The 16,167-nt window shown below is 70.5% G+C and carries 15 protein-coding genes; 9 read left to right on the top strand and 6 right to left on the bottom strand.

The window, feature by feature from the left end:
* The first annotated feature begins 1 nt into the window (after position 1).
* From nuoL to FG385_RS14195, 4 genes are read left to right on the top strand one after another with little or no spacing between them, the layout of a single operon-like run.
* Entirely contained in the window at positions 2-1,864 is a 1,863-nt protein-coding gene (gene nuoL, locus FG385_RS14210) for an NADH-quinone oxidoreductase subunit L (RefSeq protein ID WP_139097179.1), read from the top strand.
* Positions 1,865-1,869: 5 nt separating this feature from the next.
* Complete coding sequence (locus tag FG385_RS14205) at positions 1,870-3,348, top strand: NADH-quinone oxidoreductase subunit M (RefSeq protein WP_139097178.1); 1,479 nt, start codon at positions 1,870-1,872, stop codon at positions 3,346-3,348.
* Between the two features lie 35 nt (positions 3,349-3,383).
* Positions 3,384-4,796 carry an NADH-quinone oxidoreductase subunit NuoN gene (gene nuoN / locus FG385_RS14200; RefSeq protein WP_139097256.1) on the top strand — a complete coding sequence of 471 codons (1,413 nt, stop codon included), beginning with the start codon at positions 3,384-3,386 and terminating at the stop codon, positions 4,794-4,796.
* An 18-nt stretch (positions 4,797-4,814) separates the two neighbouring features.
* Positions 4,815-5,171, top strand: a complete 357-nt coding sequence (locus FG385_RS14195; protein ID WP_139097177.1) for an NADH-quinone oxidoreductase subunit A — start codon at positions 4,815-4,817, stop codon at positions 5,169-5,171.
* A 22-nt stretch (positions 5,172-5,193) separates the two neighbouring features.
* Here the strand turns inward: FG385_RS14195 and gap are convergent, their stop codons facing one another.
* The 5 genes from gap to FG385_RS14170 form a co-directional block, all read right to left on the bottom strand.
* Positions 5,194-6,195 carry a type I glyceraldehyde-3-phosphate dehydrogenase gene (gene gap / locus FG385_RS14190; RefSeq protein WP_139097176.1) on the bottom strand — a complete coding sequence of 334 codons (1,002 nt, stop codon included), beginning with the start codon at positions 6,193-6,195 and terminating at the stop codon, positions 5,194-5,196.
* Positions 6,192-7,172, bottom strand: coding sequence for a CbbX protein (gene cbbX, locus FG385_RS14185; RefSeq protein WP_139097175.1), 981 nt, complete (start codon positions 7,170-7,172; stop codon positions 6,192-6,194). The genes gap and cbbX overlap by 4 nt, the downstream gene beginning before the upstream one ends.
* The gene (locus FG385_RS14180) at positions 7,169-7,600 is read right to left on the bottom strand and encodes a ribulose bisphosphate carboxylase small subunit (protein WP_139097174.1); all 432 of its coding nucleotides are present in this window, start codon (positions 7,598-7,600) and stop codon (positions 7,169-7,171) included. Before FG385_RS14180 ends, cbbX begins: the two co-directional genes overlap by 4 nt.
* Positions 7,601-7,612: 12 nt before the next feature.
* Positions 7,613-9,058: a form I ribulose bisphosphate carboxylase large subunit gene (locus tag FG385_RS14175; protein WP_139097173.1), complete on the bottom strand. Its 1,446-nt coding sequence runs from the start codon at positions 9,056-9,058 to the stop codon at positions 7,613-7,615.
* A 134-nt stretch (positions 9,059-9,192) separates the two neighbouring features.
* Positions 9,193-10,386 carry a fumarylacetoacetate hydrolase family protein gene (locus FG385_RS14170; protein ID WP_139097172.1) on the bottom strand — a complete coding sequence of 398 codons (1,194 nt, stop codon included), beginning with the start codon at positions 10,384-10,386 and terminating at the stop codon, positions 9,193-9,195.
* Positions 10,387-10,448: 62 nt separating this feature from the next.
* Here FG385_RS14170 and FG385_RS14165 point away from each other — a divergent pair, with 62 nt between their 5' ends.
* On the top strand, positions 10,449-11,189 hold the full coding sequence (locus tag FG385_RS14165) for a FadR/GntR family transcriptional regulator (RefSeq protein WP_139097171.1): 741 nt from the start codon (positions 10,449-10,451) through the stop codon (positions 11,187-11,189).
* Positions 11,190-11,257: 68 nt separating this feature from the next.
* Here FG385_RS14165 and FG385_RS14160 read toward each other — a convergent pair whose 3' ends face one another.
* A complete protein-coding gene (locus FG385_RS14160; protein ID WP_235022564.1) occupies positions 11,258-12,328 on the bottom strand; it encodes a PucR family transcriptional regulator in 1,071 nt (356 codons plus the stop codon).
* 114 nt (positions 12,329-12,442) lie between these two features.
* Between FG385_RS14160 and FG385_RS14155 the strand changes: the two genes are divergently transcribed.
* From FG385_RS14155 to FG385_RS14140, 4 genes are all read left to right on the top strand, one after another.
* Positions 12,443-13,939, top strand: a complete 1,497-nt coding sequence (locus FG385_RS14155) for a glycoside hydrolase family 15 protein (RefSeq protein WP_139097170.1) — start codon at positions 12,443-12,445, stop codon at positions 13,937-13,939.
* Between the two features lie 94 nt (positions 13,940-14,033).
* Entirely contained in the window at positions 14,034-14,465 is a 432-nt protein-coding gene (locus FG385_RS14150) for an NfeD family protein (protein WP_139097169.1), read from the top strand.
* 5 nt (positions 14,466-14,470) lie between these two features.
* Positions 14,471-15,508 (top strand): SPFH domain-containing protein, encoded by a 1,038-nt coding sequence (locus FG385_RS14145; protein ID WP_139097168.1) that lies wholly within the window; start codon positions 14,471-14,473, stop codon positions 15,506-15,508.
* A 39-nt stretch (positions 15,509-15,547) separates the two neighbouring features.
* Positions 15,548-16,147 (top strand): Rv1733c family protein, encoded by a 600-nt coding sequence (locus FG385_RS14140; protein ID WP_139097167.1) that lies wholly within the window; start codon positions 15,548-15,550, stop codon positions 16,145-16,147.
* The last annotated feature ends 20 nt before the right edge of the window (positions 16,148-16,167 follow it).

Raw genomic sequence — 16,167 nt, 5'->3', positions numbered from 1 at the left:
CATGTCCGGATCGACCGCCTGGCTCATCGTCGCGTTACCCGCCGCCGGCGCCGCCGTGCTGCTGCTGGGCGGGCGGCGGACGGACCGGTGGGGGCACCTGCTGGGAGTCGCGACGACGGCGGCCGCGTTCGCGCTGGGCGTACTGTCCACTGTGGATATCGCCGGATTCGGCCCGGCGCAACGGGTTCTGCACGTGCCGCTGTTCACCTGGCTTTCCGTCGGCGGGTTGCGGGTGGACGTACGGCTGCTGCTCGATCCGCTGTCGCTCACGTTCGTGCTGCTGATCACCGGGGTCGGCGCCCTCATCCACGTCTACTCGGTCGCCTACCTGGCCGGTGACCCGCGCCGCCGCCGGTTCTTCGGGTACCTCAACCTGTTCGTGGCGGCGATGCTGCTGCTGGTGCTCGCCGACGACTACGTCGTGCTGTTCATCGGCTGGGAGGGCGTCGGTCTCGCCTCGTACCTGCTGATCGGGTTCTGGCAGCACAAACCGGCCGCGGCCGTCGCGGCGAAGAAGGCGTTCGTGGTCAACCGCGTAGGCGACGCCGGGCTGCTGGTGGCGATGATGCTGATGATCGCCGCCTTCGGCTCGCCGGGGTTCGACACGGTGTTCGCCCGCGCCGGCTCGGCCGGCGGCACCGCGACCGCGATCGGCCTGCTGCTCCTGCTCGCCGCGTGCGGGAAGTCCGCCCAGTTGCCGCTGCAGTCGTGGCTGCTGGACGCGATGGAGGGGCCGACCCCGGTCTCGGCGCTCATCCACGCCGCCACGATGGTCACCGCCGGGGTCTACCTCATCGCCAGATCGCACGAGATCTACGCGGTGGCACCGGACGCACGGCTGGCCGTCGCGCTCGTCGGCGCGGCCACGCTGCTGTTCGGCGCGGTGATCGGCTGCGCCAAGGACGACATCAAGAAGGCACTGGCAGCCTCGACCATGTCGCAGATCGGCTACATGATGCTGGCGGTGGGCCTGGGGCCGGCCGGATACGCGCTCGCGATCATGCACCTGGTCAACCACGGGTTCTTCAAGGCAGGGCTGTTCCTCGGCGCGGGTTCGGTCATGCACGCGATGGACGACGAGGTGGACATGCGCCGATACGGCGGCCTACGCGTGGTGCTGCCCGCCACGTTCCTCACGTTCGGTGCCGGCTACCTGGCGATCATCGGGGTGCCACCGTTCGCCGGGTTCTTCTCCAAGGACCGCATCATCGAGGCGGCCTTCGGCGCCGGTGGCGCGGTGGGCTGGGCGCTCGGCACGGCGGCGCTGGCGGGCGCCGGGCTGACCGCGTTCTACATGACACGCGTGGTGCTGATGACCTTCTTCGGCAGCCGGAAGTGGGCCGAGGGTGTCCGCCCGCACGAGTCGCCGCCGACGATGCTCGTGCCGATGGGCGTGCTCGCGCTCGGCTCGGCCGGGGCCGGTCTGCTGCTCTGGCTCGGTGGGCGGTTGGTGGGCTGGCTCACCCCGGTGCTCGGCGAGCCGCCCGAGCCCCACACGCCGCTTCCCGGGTGGGTGTGGACGGCGCTGATCCTCACCGTGGTCGGCGCGGGCATCGCGGTGGCCGGGCGACAGCACGGCCGGTCCGGGCGTGCGGCCGGTGCGCTCGTGCGTGCCGCGCGACGGGACTTGTACGGCGACACGCTCAACGAGGCGCTGTTCATGCGGCCTGGCCGCGCGCTCTCCCGCTGGCTGGCGGGTCCGGCGGAGGAGGATCTCGACGGGGTCGTCACCGGCGTCGGCGGCACGGTCGCCCGGGGCGCGGCCGTGCTGCGCCGGGCCCAGACCGGATACGTGCGTGGATACGCGCTCTGGATGTTCGCCGGCGCGACCGTGCTCCTCGCGGCGTTCGTGGCGGGGCGGTGATCGCGATGAGCTTTCCCTGGCTGACCACGCTCGTCGCCGTGCCGCTGATCGGGGCTTTGCTCGTGGCCACGCTGCCGCGGGACGATCGCACGGCGCGGCGGGTGGCACTCGCCTTCGCGTTGGTGGCCGTGGTCGTACTGGCGCTCGCGGCCACGCGGTTCCGCGTCGGCGGGCCGGGTTTCCAGTTGGCGGAGCGGCATTCCTGGATCCCGCAGTTCGGCATCTCCTACAGCCTCGGCCTCGACGGGGTCGGGTTGACGCTCGTCGCGCTGACCGTGGTGCTCACGCCGCTCGTCATCGCCGCCGGGCAGGCCGGGCGCGGGTACTTCGCGCTCGTGCTGGTGCTGGAGGCCATCACGATCGGCGTCTTCGCGGCCACCGACGTGTTCCTGTTCTACGTGCTGTTCGAGGTCATGCTCATCCCGATGTACTTCCTCATCGGACGCTACGGCGGTCCGCGGCGCGCCGCCGCCGCGATGAAGTTCCTGCTCTACAGTCTTTTCGGCGGCCTGATCATGCTGGCGGCGGTGATCGCGCTCGGTGTGCGGGCGGGGACGTTCGACCTGCCGGCGCTCGTCGAGGCGGTGCAGCAGGGCACCCTGCGGCTGGACCCGGTGACCGGGCGCCTGCTGTTCGCCGGATTCTTCCTCGCCTTCGCGATCAAAGCTCCACTGTGGCCACTGCACAGCTGGCTGCCCGGCGCCGTCGCGGAATCCACGCCGGGCGGAGCCGTGCTCCTGGTGGCGGTGCTCGACAAGGCCGGCACGTTCGGCATGCTCCGGTACTGCCTGCAGCTGTTCCCGGAAGCCTCGCGGTTCTTCACCCCGCTCGTGGTCGTGCTGAGCGTGATCGGCATCGTCTACGGCGCGCTCGTCGCGATCGGGCAACCGGAGATCACCCGCCTGATCGCCTACACCTCGTTGTCCCACTTCGGGTTCATCACGCTGGGCGTGTTCGCGATGACCACGCAGAGCCAGGCCGGAGCCGCGTTCTACATGGTCAGTCACGGGCTGTCCGCGGCCGCGCTGTTCCTGCTCGCCGGGTTCCTGATCAAGCGGCACGGCTCGAGCCATATCGCCGACTACGGCGGTGTGCAACGGGTCGCTCCCGTGCTGGCCGGCACGTTCCTGTTCGCGGGACTGGCCACGCTCGCGCTACCCGGCCTGTCCGGTTTCGTGGCCGAATTCCTCGTGCTGGTGGGTACTTTCACGACGCATCCGGTCGCGGCCGTGATCGCCGCCGGGGGAGTGGTGCTCGCCGCCGTGTACGTGCTGTGGCTGTACCAGCGGACGATGACCGGGCACGCGCGGCCCTGGACCGAAGGGGTGCGGGACCTCGGCACCGGCGAGCGCTGGGTGGTGGCGCCGCTGCTGGCGCTGATCCTGATCCTGGGGCTGTACCCGAAGCCGGTGCTCGACGTGATCGAGCCGGTGGTCGCGGGAACCGCCCAGCAGGCCGGTATCGCGGGAGGTGAGCAGCCGTGACCCCGCCGCAGATCGACTACCCGGCGGTCGCGCCGATGCTGGTGGTGTTCGCGACCGGGGTGCTCGGCGTGCTGGTGACGACGTTCGCGCCACGCCAGGCCCGGCACCGTGGCCAGTTGCCACTGGCGGTCGGCGGGCTCGCCGGGGCGCTGGTGTGCCTGGTGCTGGTGGCCGTGCGCGGTGGGCACACCGTCACCGCGGCCGGGTCCGTTGTGATCGATGGGCCCGCGTTGTTCCTGCAGGGAGCCGCGCTGGTGCTGGCGATACTGGCGGTACTGCTGATCGCCGGCCGCGGCGCCGAGCCACCACCGCCCGAGGCGCTGCCGCTGACCATGTTCGCGGTCGGCGGGCTGCTGCTGTTGCCGGCGGCGAACGACCTGCTGACGATGTTCGTCGCGGTCGAGGTCCTGTCGTTGCCGCTGTACCTGCTGGCCGGGCTCGCCCGTGCGCGCGCGAAGGTGGCGCACGAGGCCTCGCTGAAATACTTCGTCCTGGGCGGATTCTCGGCGGCGTTCTTCGTCTACGGCTCCGCGATGGTGTACGGGTTCGCGGGATCGGTCGCCTTCCCGGACATCCGCGCCGCGGTCGCTTCCGGCGCGCACCGGCCGCTGCTGCTGATCGGGATGGCGCTGCTCGCGGTGGGCCTGCTGTTCAAGATCGGTGCCGCGCCGTTCCACAGCTGGGTGCCGGATGTCTACCAGGGCGCGCCGACCGCCGTCACGGCGTTGCTGGCCGCGGTGACCAAGATCGGTGCCTTCGGTGCCTTCCTGCGCCTGTTCACGGTGGCGTTCGGGGGCGCGGAGCAGGACTGGCGGCCGGTGCTGACCGGGGTGGCCGCCCTGACCATGGTGCTCGGCGTCGTGATCGCGGTGGCGCAGCAGGACGTCAAGCGCATGCTCGCCTACTCCGCCGTCGCCCACGCCGGGTTCATGCTGCTCGGCGTCGTGGCCGCGAGCCGGTCCGGGATCGCCGGCACACTGTTCTACCTCACCGTCTACGGCTTCGGCACGCTCGGTGCGTTCGCGCTCGTGACGCTGGTCCACGACGGCGGCGGCGACACGACCAGGCTCGCGTCGTGGGCCGGGCTCGGCCGGCGCTCGCCGGTCGCGGCGGGGATCTTCGCGGTGCTGCTGCTCGGCCTTGCCGGGATCCCGCTGACCGGCGGGTTCGTCGGCAAGTTCGCGGTGTTCTCGGCCGTGCTCGCGGGTGGCGGGTTCGCGGTGGTGATCGTCGCGGCGCTCGCCAGCGCGATCGCGGTCTTCTTCTACGCCAGGGTGATCGTGCTGATGTTCTTCCACGAGCCACGTCCCGGCGGTGCCGCGATCACCCGGCCGACCGCGCGCGTCGCGGCGGTGATCGCGGTCGCCGGGCTGGTCACCGTCGGCGCGGGGGTGGCGCCGGGCCCACTGCTCGGTCTCGCGGGCCAGGCCGCTTCCTTCCTCCAGTAACGAAACGAGGTGTCGACGATGAACCCTTGGCTGCCCATCGTGGTTCTGGGTGCGCTCGCGGCGGGATTCGCCACGGTGTCGGTCGTCGCGGGCCGGCTCCTGGGTCCGCACCGTTCGAGCGGCCCCGGGCTCGACCCGTACGAATGCGGCGTGCAGCCGGGGCGGTCCCAGCCGGCGCGACGGTTCCCGATCCGGTTCTACGTCACGGCGATGCTGTTCATCCTGCTCGACGTGGACATCGTGTTCCTCTACCCGTGGGCGGTGAACTCAAGCGCCTTCGGCGTCTTCGGGCTCGTCGAGATGGGCCTGTTCATGCTGCCGGTGCTGGTCGCCTACGCCTACGTGTGGCGGCGCGGCGGGCTCGAATGGGATTGAGCCCGCCGCGCCACCGGATGTTTCAGAGCTTGGCGCCGACCAGAACGGTGAGGTCGGCGAGCCGGTTCGCGTAACCCCACTCGTTGTCGTACCACGACACGACCTTCACCTGGTTTCCGAGCACCTTCGTCAGCGGCGCGTCGAAGATCGACGAAGCCGGGTCGCCGACGATGTCGGAGGACACGATCGGCTGCTCGCTGTAGCGCGCGATCCCTTTCATCGGGCCGTCCGCGGCGGCCCTGAGCGCCGCGTTGACCTTCTCCTCGCTGGTTTCGCGGGACACCGTGACGGTCACGTCGGTGACCGAGCCGACCGGTACCGGAACGCGGAGGGCGTACCCGTCGAGCTTGCCCTTGAGTTCGGGCAGCACCAGGCCAATCGCCTTGGCCGCGCCGGTCGAGGTCGGCACGACGTTGAGCGCGGCGGCGCGTGCCCTGCGCAGGTCCTTGTGCGGCCCGTCCTGCAGGTTCTGGTCCTGCGTGTAGGCGTGGATGGTCGTCATCAGGCCGGTTTCGATGGTGAACGCGTCATGCAGCACCTTCACCAGCGGTGCCAGGCAGTTCGTCGTGCACGACGCGTTCGAGATGACCGTCTGCGAGCCGTCGTAGAGATGGTCGTTCACGCCGAGCACGACGGTCAGGTGCTCGCCCTTCGCCGGCGCGGAGATGATGACCTTGCGCGCCCCCGCGTCCAGATGGCGGCTCGCGTCCTCGGCGTTCGTGAAGAACCCCGTCGACTCGATCACCACGTCGACCCCGAGGTCCCGCCACGGCAGCTTCGCCGGGTCACGCTCGGCCAGCGCCGTGATCACCTGCCCGTCCACCGCGATGCCCTCGCCGGTCACCGCGACTTCCGCGGCCAGCATGCCCAGCACGCTGTCGTGCTTGAGAAGGTGGGCCATCGTGGCCATGTCACCGAGGTCGTTGACGGCCACCACCTCGATGTCGTGCCCGCCGGCGCGCACGGCGCGCCAGAAGTTGCGGCCGATGCGGCCGAAGCCGTTGATACCGACCCTGATCGTCACGATGCCTCCGTTTCCACGGGCCGCGCCGAGAACACCCGGCTGGCCAGGAAGTCTTCGGGCGCGAACGTCATGAGTTCCTGCTTGCCGCAGACGCGGTCCTCGCCGTCGAACAGCCGGCTCGCCTGCCGGAGCCGGCCGCGTTCGAGTGCGTTGCGCACGCTGCGGGCGTTGGCGAACCGCGGCTGCTGCCGCCTCCGCCCGAGATAGTCGCGGAACGCGGCCTCGGATTCGGCGGAGAAGCGGTAGTTCTCCTGCCCGACCATCAGGCGCGCGATGGCCATCAGCTCGTCGAGCTCGTAATCGGGGAAGTCGAGATGATGCGCGATACGCGAGCTCATCCCCGGGTTGGAGCTGAAGAACGCGTCCATCCGGTCCTCGTAACCGGCGAGGATGACGACGAGGTCTTCCCGCTGGTTCTCCATGACCTGCAACAGGATCTCGATGGCCTCCTGGCCGTAGTCCCGCTCGTTCTCGGCGCGGTAGAGGTAGTAGGCCTCGTCGATGAACAGCACGCCGCCCATCGCGCGTTTGAGGACTTCCTTGGTCTTGGGGGCGGTGTGCCCGATGTACTGCCCGACGAGATCGTCCCGGGTCGCCGCGACGAGGTGGCCGCGGTCGAGGTACCCGAGCCGGTGCAGCAGTTCCGCCATCCGCAGGGCCACCGTCGTCTTGCCGGTGCCCGGGCTGCCGGTGAAGCACATGTGCAGGTTGGGCCGGGCCGAATCGAGGCCGAACCGGCGGCGCACCCGGTCGAGCAACAGCAGCGAGGCGATCTCGCGGATGCGCGACTTCACCCCGCCCAGCCCGACGAGTTCCGCGTCGAGGGTGTCGAGCACCTCGTCCACATTGGACGATTTGCGCTCGGCGCCCAGGTCTACGGTCGCGTCCGGCGGGAGTGCCGGTTCGTCCATCGTGTCCTCGGCCGGCTGCCCCGGCGGCCGGTCCTCCGGCCGCCGGGGCATCGAGAAGCCCGTCATCGCGGTTCGGGCCGGTACCGGTCGCCGGCGGGCGCGTCGAGCGCGTACGGATGCAGCGCGTAACGCACCTGCCGGTCGGCGTCCTCGTGGCGGTCGAGCCGGAAGCCCGGCTCAGCCGCCGGCCTGTTGACGAGGAACGACAGTGCCGTGGTCTGCCGGCCGTACGACGCGTCGTAGGCGTTCACCCGGACATACCGGTCCGGATAGGCCCGGCGGCATTCGTTGACCTCGTACAGCACGCCGGCCGCGTCGTGCAGGTCGAACATCGGCAGGCCCCACATGTCCCAGTAGTGGTTGCGGGGATGCGGATCGTCGGTGTGCTCGACCGAAAGCGGCCATCCGTTGTCGAGCGCGTACTGGATCTGGAGTGAGATCTCCTCGTCCGTCAGGTCGGGCAGGTAGGAAAAGGTGCCCTGGGTGATGCGCATGGTTGTCCTCCCTCACACGGCGGTCGGCGTCTCGACGACGTCGGGCGTGTCGGTCGAGGCGTAGTTGAAGGCGATGTCACCCCAGATGGACAGGGCGACGTCCAGCTCGCGGCTGCGCTTCGCGGCGGCCTTGAGGATGTCCTCGCCTTCGGCCAGGTAGTCGCGGCCCTCGTTACGGGCCTTGATCATGGCTTCCAGCGCGACCCGGTTCGCCGCGGCACCGGCGGCGATGCCCATCGGATGGCCGATGGTGCCGCCGCCGAACTGCAGGACCACGTCCTCGCCGAGGTAGTGCAGCAACTGGTGCATCTGCCCGGCGTGGATCCCGCCGGAGGCCACCGGCATGACACCGGGCATCGAGGCCCAGTCCTGGTCGAAGTACAGGCCCTTGACCGGGTCGGCCGCCACGCGGTCGAGGCGCAAGGTGTCGTAGAAGCCGCGCACCGTGTTCGGATCGCCCTCCAGCTTGCCGACGACCGTCCCGGCGTGGATGTGGTCCACCCCGGCAAGGCGCATCCACTTGGCGATCACCCGGAAGCTCACGCCGTGCGTCTTCTGCCGCGTGTAGGTGCCGTGGCCGGCGCGGTGCAGGTGCAGCACCACCCCGTTGCGGCGCGCCCAGCGGGACATCGACTGGATAGCGGTGTAGCCGACCGTCAGATCGATCATCACGATTACGCTGCCCAGTTCCTTCGCGAACTCGGCGCGCTCGTACATGTCCTCCATCGTGGCGGCGGTGACGTTGAGGTAGTGACCCTTGATCTCGCCGGATTCGGCCTGCGCCCGGTTGACCGCCTCCATGCAGAACAGGAAGCGGTCGCGCCAGCGCATGAACGGCTGCGAGTTGATGTTCTCGTCGTCCTTGGTGAAGTCGAGGCCGCCGCGCAGCGCCTCGAAGACGACGCGGCCGTAGTTGCGCGCGGACAGGCCGAGCTTGGGCTTCACCGTCGCACCGAGCAACGGGCGGCCGTACTTGTTGAGGTACTCGCGTTCCATCACCACGCCGTGCGCCGGGCCCTGGAACGTCTTCGTGTAGTGCGGCGGGATCCGCATGTCCTCCAGGCGCAACGCCTTGAGCGCCTTGAAACCGAAGACGTTCCCGATGATCGAGGAGGTCAGGTTGGCGATGGACCCTTCCTCGAACAGGTCGAGGTCGTAGGCGATGTAGGCGATGTACTCGCCAGGTCGCCCCGGTACCGCGTCGACCTGATAGCACTTGGCCTGGTAGTGCTCGTAGGCGGTGAGGCGGTCGGTCCACACGACCGTCCACGTCGCCGTGGACGACTCACCGGCCACCGCGGCGCCTGCTTCTTCCGGCGGTACCCCGTCCTGCGGAGTGATCCGGAACGCCGCCAGCACATCGGTCGGCTTCGGTTCGTAGTCCGGTTGCCAGTACCCCATCTCGGCGTACGGGATGACCCCGGCTCCCCAGCGTTCAGTGGCTCCCTCTGCGGCCATTCCCGCTCCCTTCCATGAGAGGTGCACGCCTCACCATGGTGGCCGGGAAAGTATGAAGGGACCAGCGAGTAATCACGGTGACAGTTGAGTGAAAGGTTGATTGTTCGCCCGGCTGCCGGCCCGGCGCCCCTGGGTCACGGGCGAGCTTCCGCCGTACCGGTGAGCAGGCCGCGGGCGGCGAGGTTGGCCATCAGCGCGCGGATGCCGAACGTCCAGTCCGGTGCCTGTTCGGCGCTGGTGACCACGTTGACGAGCGCGCCGAGCGCGGGAGAGGAGATGCGCACGACGTCCCCGTGCTTGTGGGTGAAGCCCTGACCGGGCTCGTCGCGGTCTTCCGTCGGCGCGAACATGGTGCCGGTGAACAGCACGAACCCGTCGGGATAGCGGTGGTGCGGGCCGCAGGCGTGGCCGGCCAGTTCGGCGATATCGCGGCTGATCTCGCTCACCGGACTGACCCCGTGCAGTGAGAACCCGTCCGTTCCGGTGATGTCGAGCGCGATCTCGACCCGGCGCGCGTCGGCGATCGTGAAATCGTCGTCGAACAACCGCAGGAACGGCCCGATCGCGCAGGAGGCGTTGTTGTCCTTGGCCTCGGTCAGCAGCAGCGCGCTGCGTCCCTCGAAGTCGCGGAGATTGACGTCGTTGCCGAGGGTGGCGGCGACCGGCACCCCGGCCGAGGTGACCGCAAGGACGAGTTCGGGCTCCGGGTTGTTCCAGGTGGAGCGGGCGAGCACGCCGATCTCCGCCCCGGTGCCGACGGCCGACAGCACGGGCGCCTTGGTGAAGATCTCGGGATCGGGGCCGATGCCCACCTCCAGGTACTGCGACCACAGCCCTTCGCTGACCAGCAGCTCCTTCACGCGTGCCGCGTCCGCCGAACCCGGCTGCAGCCGGGAGATGTGCCCGCGCACGAGGCCGGCGATCCGCGTGCGGACCTCGTCGGCGCGATGCGGGTCCCCGGCGGCGCGCTCCTCGATGACGCGTTCCAGCATGCTACGGACGAACGTGACCCCGGCCGCCTTGATCACCTGCAGATCCACCGGGGCGAGGAAATGGGCACCGGCGGGCTGGCCCGACATCGTCGACTCGAGCACCGCCTCCAGCGGCCACTCGCGCCCACCCGCGGCGTTGCGGACCACGTCGACGGCGTCGGGCCGCTCGAGGAGGTCCGCGACCGTGGGGCTCACGGCGGTCAGGTCCACCACGCGATCCCCGCGGATGGCGGCGACGCACGGGCCGCCGACTTCGGGGTCGAAGACGCGGGCGAGCAGGGTCGCGCGCTCGTTGCCGTCGGGAAGGATCTGGCCGGGCTGGGCGATGAAGTTCACGAGACGGCCTTCCTGGTATCGAGGTGGCGGTGGGCGCGCTGGTTCATCGTACAATTCGGCCTATGGGCGAGGACCCGCGTAGCCGCCTCTCGGAGCGGCTGGCCGACACCCTCCAGAACGAGATCGTCGGTTTGCCGCCGGGGGAGCGGTTGCCGACGGAGGCGGAACTGGCGGGCCGGTTCGGGGTGTCCCGCACCGTCGTCCGCGAGGCGGCGCGGCTGCTGGTCCAGCGTGGGCTGGTGACCGTGAAACCGGGGCGTGGGATGGCGGTGGCCGAGTTCGACGGCCGGTTCATCGCGGACCAGTACGGCCTGCTGCTGCGGCGCAGCGAGGGGTCGTTCGAGCAGTTGCTCGAACTGCGTCTCGTGCTGGAGGTCGAGATGGCCGTCTTCGCCGCCGCCCGCCGCACCGACGAGCACCTCGCCGAACTGGAGCAGACCAACCACACGCTCGCCGCGGCACTGGAGTCCGCCGATGGGCACGGGCGGTTCCTGGAGGCGGATCTGCGCTTCCACGAGATCGTCGCGCGGGCGAGCGGCAACCCGTTCTTCTCACTGGTGATGCGGCCCGTCAACGGTTTCCTGCGCGAGGCCTACGCGTCGGGCCCCGGCTATCCCTCCGAGGGCGGCCACACCCTCGCCGAACACCGTGAGATCGCGGTCGCGATCGCCGCCGGCGATCCGTCCCGGGCGCGTTTCGCCACCGAAAACCACCTCCGGCGCATCATGCGGCACAGCGAGCACCTGCTGTCCGGGCTGTCATGGTCCGATTGTCATACAAATTCCGCGATGTCGGCGGACTGATCCTCGACGGTCGCCTCGGGCCAGTTGAGCAGGCGGGCGCCGAGGACAGCGGCTTCGAGGGTGAAGCGTTACGCGGGGTTTCGCGGGTCGTAGCCGGTGAGGTGCCTGACCCGGTCGAGCCGGTACGTCACGGCCCGGACGCTGAGGAACAACTCGCGCGCGGTTTCGGCGGTGACGCCCCCGGTGGCGAAGTAGGCGGTGAGGGTCTCCAGAAGCGGTTTCGCGCCGCCGCGAGTACGGGTGAGCGGGCTCAATACCGTGTCGACGAGGTCGATGATGGCGGCCCGGTCCCGGTAGAGGACCTGGAAGACGAGCAGTTCGCTGGCGTGGAGGACGCGAGTGTCGAGACCGAGTGAGCCGGCGAGTTCGAGCGCGGTCCTCGCTTCCTGGTAGGACCGCAGGATCCCGCCGGGCCCGGGGTGGGCACGGCCGACGGCGATCTGCCAGTTCCGCGTGCCGAGCAGGATCCGCAGGTGGCGGGCGAACTCGTCGATGGCCTCGGTGGTCGCGCCGGGGGCGATGCACAGCAGGAGGCCGTCCTTGGCGGTGATCAGCACTTCGCGGGTGTCGAAGCGGGGGAGCAGCGCGGTTTCGGTGTGCCGGGTCGTGGTGTCGCCGTCGGTGAAGGGCTGATCCGCGCGTGCCGCGGCGACGAGGTAGCTGGTCGCCAGGCGCAGGCCGAACCGTTCGGCTCGCTCGGCCAGGCGCCCGAGATCGCCGCGGCCGTAGAGCAGGTCGTCGATGAACTCGCGGCGTTCGGCTTCCTGCTGTCGCACGACGAGCCGCTGCGCGTTGTCGTACCCCTCGGCGAGGGCCACGATCGCGTCGTCGGCGGCCCTCATGATCGTTTCGGCGATGGCGCGGACCTCGTCCTTCCCCGGCGCGGCGGCGACCGCCGGGAGTTCCCGCCAGCACAGCCAGTTCGCCGTCAGGTAGAGATCGACCAGGGAGCGCAGCGGAACGCTCGCCTCGGCGGCGCGGGCGCCGAGCGCGCGCCGGGAGTCGAGTTCGTCGCGCGCGAGGCGGCGACCGGTCGTGCTCACCCTGTCCAGCATGCGGGGATACCCGTCCAGGTACGCGGGCGGGACACCCGCGTCCCGCGCGGCCAGTGCCGCGACATCGGTGTGCTCTGTGGCCATGATCGGTGCCCTCGCGATTCACGGTGGTTGCCAGGGTCCGGCAAGGTACTGGTTCCGACGATAGCCGGAGCCGCGCCTGGCGGGCACCCCGTCGGCCGACCACGATTGGCATCTGTGACCACGCTCGATACCGCCGTGGCCGGCGGCCTGATCGGCGACGGGCAGCACGCGGCGCTGGTGGGCACGGACGGCCGGATCCGGGTCGGGGCGCGAGCGGGCAGTGGCGTCGAGACGATCGCGTTGCTGCCGGACAGTGCGCGGTGCACCCGGCAGTACTACCTGCCCGAAACCGCCGTGCTGGTCACCGAACTGCGCTGTGCCGGTGGGCTCGTCGAGGTGACCGACGCGTTCACCGTGCCGGCCGGAACCGACCTGGCGGTCGCGGGCCACGGCGAGCTGCTGCGCCACGTGCGAGTGCTGGAAGGCAGCGCCTCGCTGCGCCTGTCGCTACGGCAGAGCGCCGGTGTCCGGGCCGACTGGTTCGGTGGCGGGTTGCGCCTGCGCGCCGCACCCATGGATCCGGCGCTGCACCTGCTCGCCAGCCATCCGCTGGATCGCCTGCGGACGGGGGTGGACGCCGCCGGTGAGGACCTGTGGCTGCTGGTGCGCTGGCATCCGCGCGCCGGGCGGATGCGCCATGTGCATCCCCGGCGGCTGCTGGAGGACACCGCCACGGCCTGGCGGCGCTGGTGCACGGGGATCAGCTACCACGGCCCGCATCGGGACCTGGTGCGCCGCTCCGCGCTCACCCTCAGACTCCTGCCCCATGAGCAGGCGGCCACCGTCGCGCGGTCCGCGGTCGCGTTGCGGAGGCTCGGGTTGAGCGCCGACGCCGACTCGGCGCTGGCCGCCGTACTCGACGCCGCGGAGAGCCACAGCGGGTATTCGCCGCAGGACGCGGATGCGCCCGGCGACGTCCTGGATTGCGCGTACCAGTGGGCCGCGCACGGCGGCACCATCGACGAACCCTTGTGGACCAGGCTGTCCGCGCCGGTCGAGGCCGCCAGGCGGTTCCCGGCCACGCCGGCGCCTATGCAGGTGCTGGCGCTCCGGCAGATCGCGCTCGACCGCGCTGCCCGGCTGGCCGCCGAGACGCACCTGCCCGGCGATCCGGCCGCGTGGTCCGCGCGGGCGGCCGAGCTCACCGACCGGATCCTGGCCGGCGGCTGGGACGACGACCAGGAATGCCTCACCGACCGGCTCGGGCCCGGGGGCAGGCTCGACGCGGCGCTGCTCGCGTTGCCCGCCCGCGGCGTCGTCCCCGCCGGCCATCCGCGCCTGGCCGCCACGGCGCGCGCGGTGCGCCGCCGGCTGACCGCACCGAACGGGCTGGTCTCCGCAGGCGTGAACCGGCCCGGCCGCACCTCCCCGGGCCGCACCTTGTGCCTGGCGGACGCCCTTCTCGCCATGGGTGAAGTCGATGCGGCGGGCGAGCTTTACGACAAGGTATGCGCCCACGCGGGTCCGCTCGGCCTGCTGCCGGAGGAGATCGATCAGGACACCGGGGCGTTCGCGGGTGCGTGCCCGCACGCGCTGAGCCATGCCGGGCTGATCTCGACCGGTCTCGCACTCGCGGCTCATTGCCGGGCCCCGGAAACGAAACCCTCGTAAGCCTCGCCGGGTGACCGCCTTGTCCGGTTCGGCGTGGCGGCATCACGATGTGTGACAGGGCACGACGCCGTCCGCCCGGTCAGGAGGTCGCCGTATGCCGGCTTGGCTGATCTGGCTGGTCGTCGCGGTCGTCCTGGGCGGGGCCGAGATCTTCACCTTCACCGCGGCGCTGGGAATACTCGGCGGCGCCGCGTTGATCACGGCCGGCGCGTCCGCGCTCGGGCTCGCGCTGCCGCTGCAGTTCGTGACGTTCGCCGTCGCCTGCGCGGCCGGGCTCGTGCTGGTCCGCCCGGTCATGCTGCGGCATCTGCATCAGCCGGAGCCGCAGCGCTTCGGCGTGGACGCGCTCGTCGGCAAACGCGCCTACGTGGTGCGAGAGGTCACCGGGCTCGGCGGCCGGGTCCGCATCGAAGGTGAGGAATGGACCGCACGTGCCTACGACGAAACCCTGGTGATTCCCGCCGGATCGACCGTCGACGTCATGGAGATCAGCGGCAGTACCGCCCTCGTCTACCCACGGGAGTGAGAGATATGTCAGCGTTGGTGATCGCAGGACTGCTGGTCGCCCTGTTCGTGGTGTTCACGGTACTGCGCACGGTCCGTATCGTGCCGCAGGCGCGGGCTCGCAACGTCGAACGGCTCGGCCGGTACCACCGGACCCTGCGCCCGGGCCTGAACTTCGTCATCCCCTACATCGACCACGTGTACCCCGCGATCGATCTGCGTGAGCAGGTCGTGTCGTTCCAGCCGCAACCGGTGATCACCGAGGACAACCTCGTCGTGCAGATCGACACCGTGCTGTACTTCCAGGTCACCGATCCACGCGCGGCCGCGTACGAGATCGCGAGCTACCTGCAGGCCGTCGAACAGCTGACCGTCACGACGCTGCGCAACGTGGTCGGCTCGATGGACCTCGAGCAGACCCTGACCTCGCGCGACACCATCAACAGCCAGTTGCGCGGGGTGCTGGACGATGCGACCGGCAAGTGGGGGATCCGGGTCAACCGGGTGGAGATCAAGGCGATCGACCCGCCGCCGACCATCAAGGAGGCGATGGAGAAGCAGATGCGCGCCGAGCGTGACAAGCGCGCCGCGATCCTCGGCGCGGAAGGGCAGCGGCAGTCCCAGATCCTGACCGCCGAGGGCGACAAGCAGGCCGCGGTGCTGCGGGCGGAGGGGGCCCGGGCCGCCGAGATCCTCAAAGCGGAAGGCCAGTCCCGTGCGATCGATCAGGTCTTCCAGGCCGTGCACCGCAACGACCCCGACCCCAAACTGCTGGCGTACCAGTACCTGCGGATGCTCCCGGAGCTGGCGAACGGTGAGGGCAACACGTTCTGGGTGATCCCGAGCGAAGTCACCTCGGCACTGCACGGCGTGTCGCGCGCCTTCACCGAAGCGCTGCCGAAATCACCGGCCACCCGGGACACTTCCTCGGACGAGGCCGCGGCCAAGGCCGCCGACGACGCCGCCGAGGCAGCCGAAGCGGCCGCGGCGGCCGTCGCCGACGCGGCGGAAGTGAACAGCGCGTCCGCGATTACCTCGACCAGCGACGGGGCAGCCAGACGGTAAGGCCCACCGCGTTGGCGGCACACCAAGGAGACCGGAGCCATGAACGATCGTCCCTCGTTGCTCGTCCGGCTCTGGCGGCTGCGCGGTGGCCGGAACCCGCTGGCTCGCCGCGTCGACCGGGCCGAGTTCCGGCTCGTCCTGGCGGCGATCGCGCTGGTGTTGATCACGATCCCGTTCGCCACCGCGATCGGGTCGGACGTGACGGCCCAGGGCCTCGAACGGTCGCGGCACGAGAGCGCCACCCGCACCACCGTCACCGCGGTCACCGTCGCCGACGCGCCCTACGTCCGCACCGCCGCCGTCGGGTCGGCCGGTGCCAATCTGCCGGTGGACGTGGCGGCGACGTGGACCACCGCCGACGGAGCGGAACGCCATGGGGTCATCGTCGTCGAGCAGGGCACCAAGGCCGGCGCGAAGACCACGATCTGGCTCGACGGCGCCGGAAACCCGGCCGCCGCGCCGTTCCAGCCCGCGGACGCGAGAGTGAGCGGGCTGGCCACCGGCATCGGGATCTGGCTGGCCGTGAGCGCGCTGCTCATCGCGGTGTGCGGTGCCGCGCACCTGGCGCTGAACCGGCGCCGGTACGACCAGTGGGGCCGCGAATGGGACCGGATCGGCCGGGATTCCAGCTACTCCTGAGGTGTCACGGCGACGGACCG

This window comes from Amycolatopsis alkalitolerans, assembly GCF_006152065.1.
GTDB classification, from domain to species: Bacteria; Actinomycetota; Actinomycetes; order Mycobacteriales; family Pseudonocardiaceae; genus Amycolatopsis_E; species Amycolatopsis_E alkalitolerans.
This window is presented reverse-complemented; position numbering and strand designations above follow the sequence as displayed.

What these genes read in the sequence shown, in the direction of transcription:
- FG385_RS14180 (WP_139097174.1), bottom strand. Translation starts at nt 7,600, where the DNA reads ATGCGCATCACCCAGGGCACCTTTTCCTACCTGCCCGACCTGACGGAC.
- FG385_RS14195 (WP_139097177.1), top strand. Translation starts at nt 4,815, where the DNA reads ATGAACCCTTGGCTGCCCATCGTGGTTCTGGGTGCGCTCGCGGCGGGA.
- nuoN (WP_139097256.1), top strand. Translation starts at nt 3,384, where the DNA reads ATGCTGGTGGTGTTCGCGACCGGGGTGCTCGGCGTGCTGGTGACGACG.
- FG385_RS14165 (WP_139097171.1), top strand. Translation starts at nt 10,449, where the DNA reads ATGGGCGAGGACCCGCGTAGCCGCCTCTCGGAGCGGCTGGCCGACACC.
- FG385_RS14175 (WP_139097173.1), bottom strand. Translation starts at nt 9,058, where the DNA reads ATGGCCGCAGAGGGAGCCACTGAACGCTGGGGAGCCGGGGTCATCCCG.
- FG385_RS14140 (WP_139097167.1), top strand. Translation starts at nt 15,548, where the DNA reads ATGAACGATCGTCCCTCGTTGCTCGTCCGGCTCTGGCGGCTGCGCGGT.
- FG385_RS14145 (WP_139097168.1), top strand. Translation starts at nt 14,471, where the DNA reads ATGTCAGCGTTGGTGATCGCAGGACTGCTGGTCGCCCTGTTCGTGGTG.
- cbbX (WP_139097175.1), bottom strand. Translation starts at nt 7,172, where the DNA reads ATGACGGGCTTCTCGATGCCCCGGCGGCCGGAGGACCGGCCGCCGGGG.
- nuoL (WP_139097179.1), top strand. Translation starts at nt 2, where the DNA reads ATGTCCGGATCGACCGCCTGGCTCATCGTCGCGTTACCCGCCGCCGGC.
- FG385_RS14160 (WP_235022564.1), bottom strand. Translation starts at nt 12,328, where the DNA reads ATGGCCACAGAGCACACCGATGTCGCGGCACTGGCCGCGCGGGACGCG.
- FG385_RS14205 (WP_139097178.1), top strand. Translation starts at nt 1,870, where the DNA reads ATGAGCTTTCCCTGGCTGACCACGCTCGTCGCCGTGCCGCTGATCGGG.
- FG385_RS14150 (WP_139097169.1), top strand. Translation starts at nt 14,034, where the DNA reads ATGCCGGCTTGGCTGATCTGGCTGGTCGTCGCGGTCGTCCTGGGCGGG.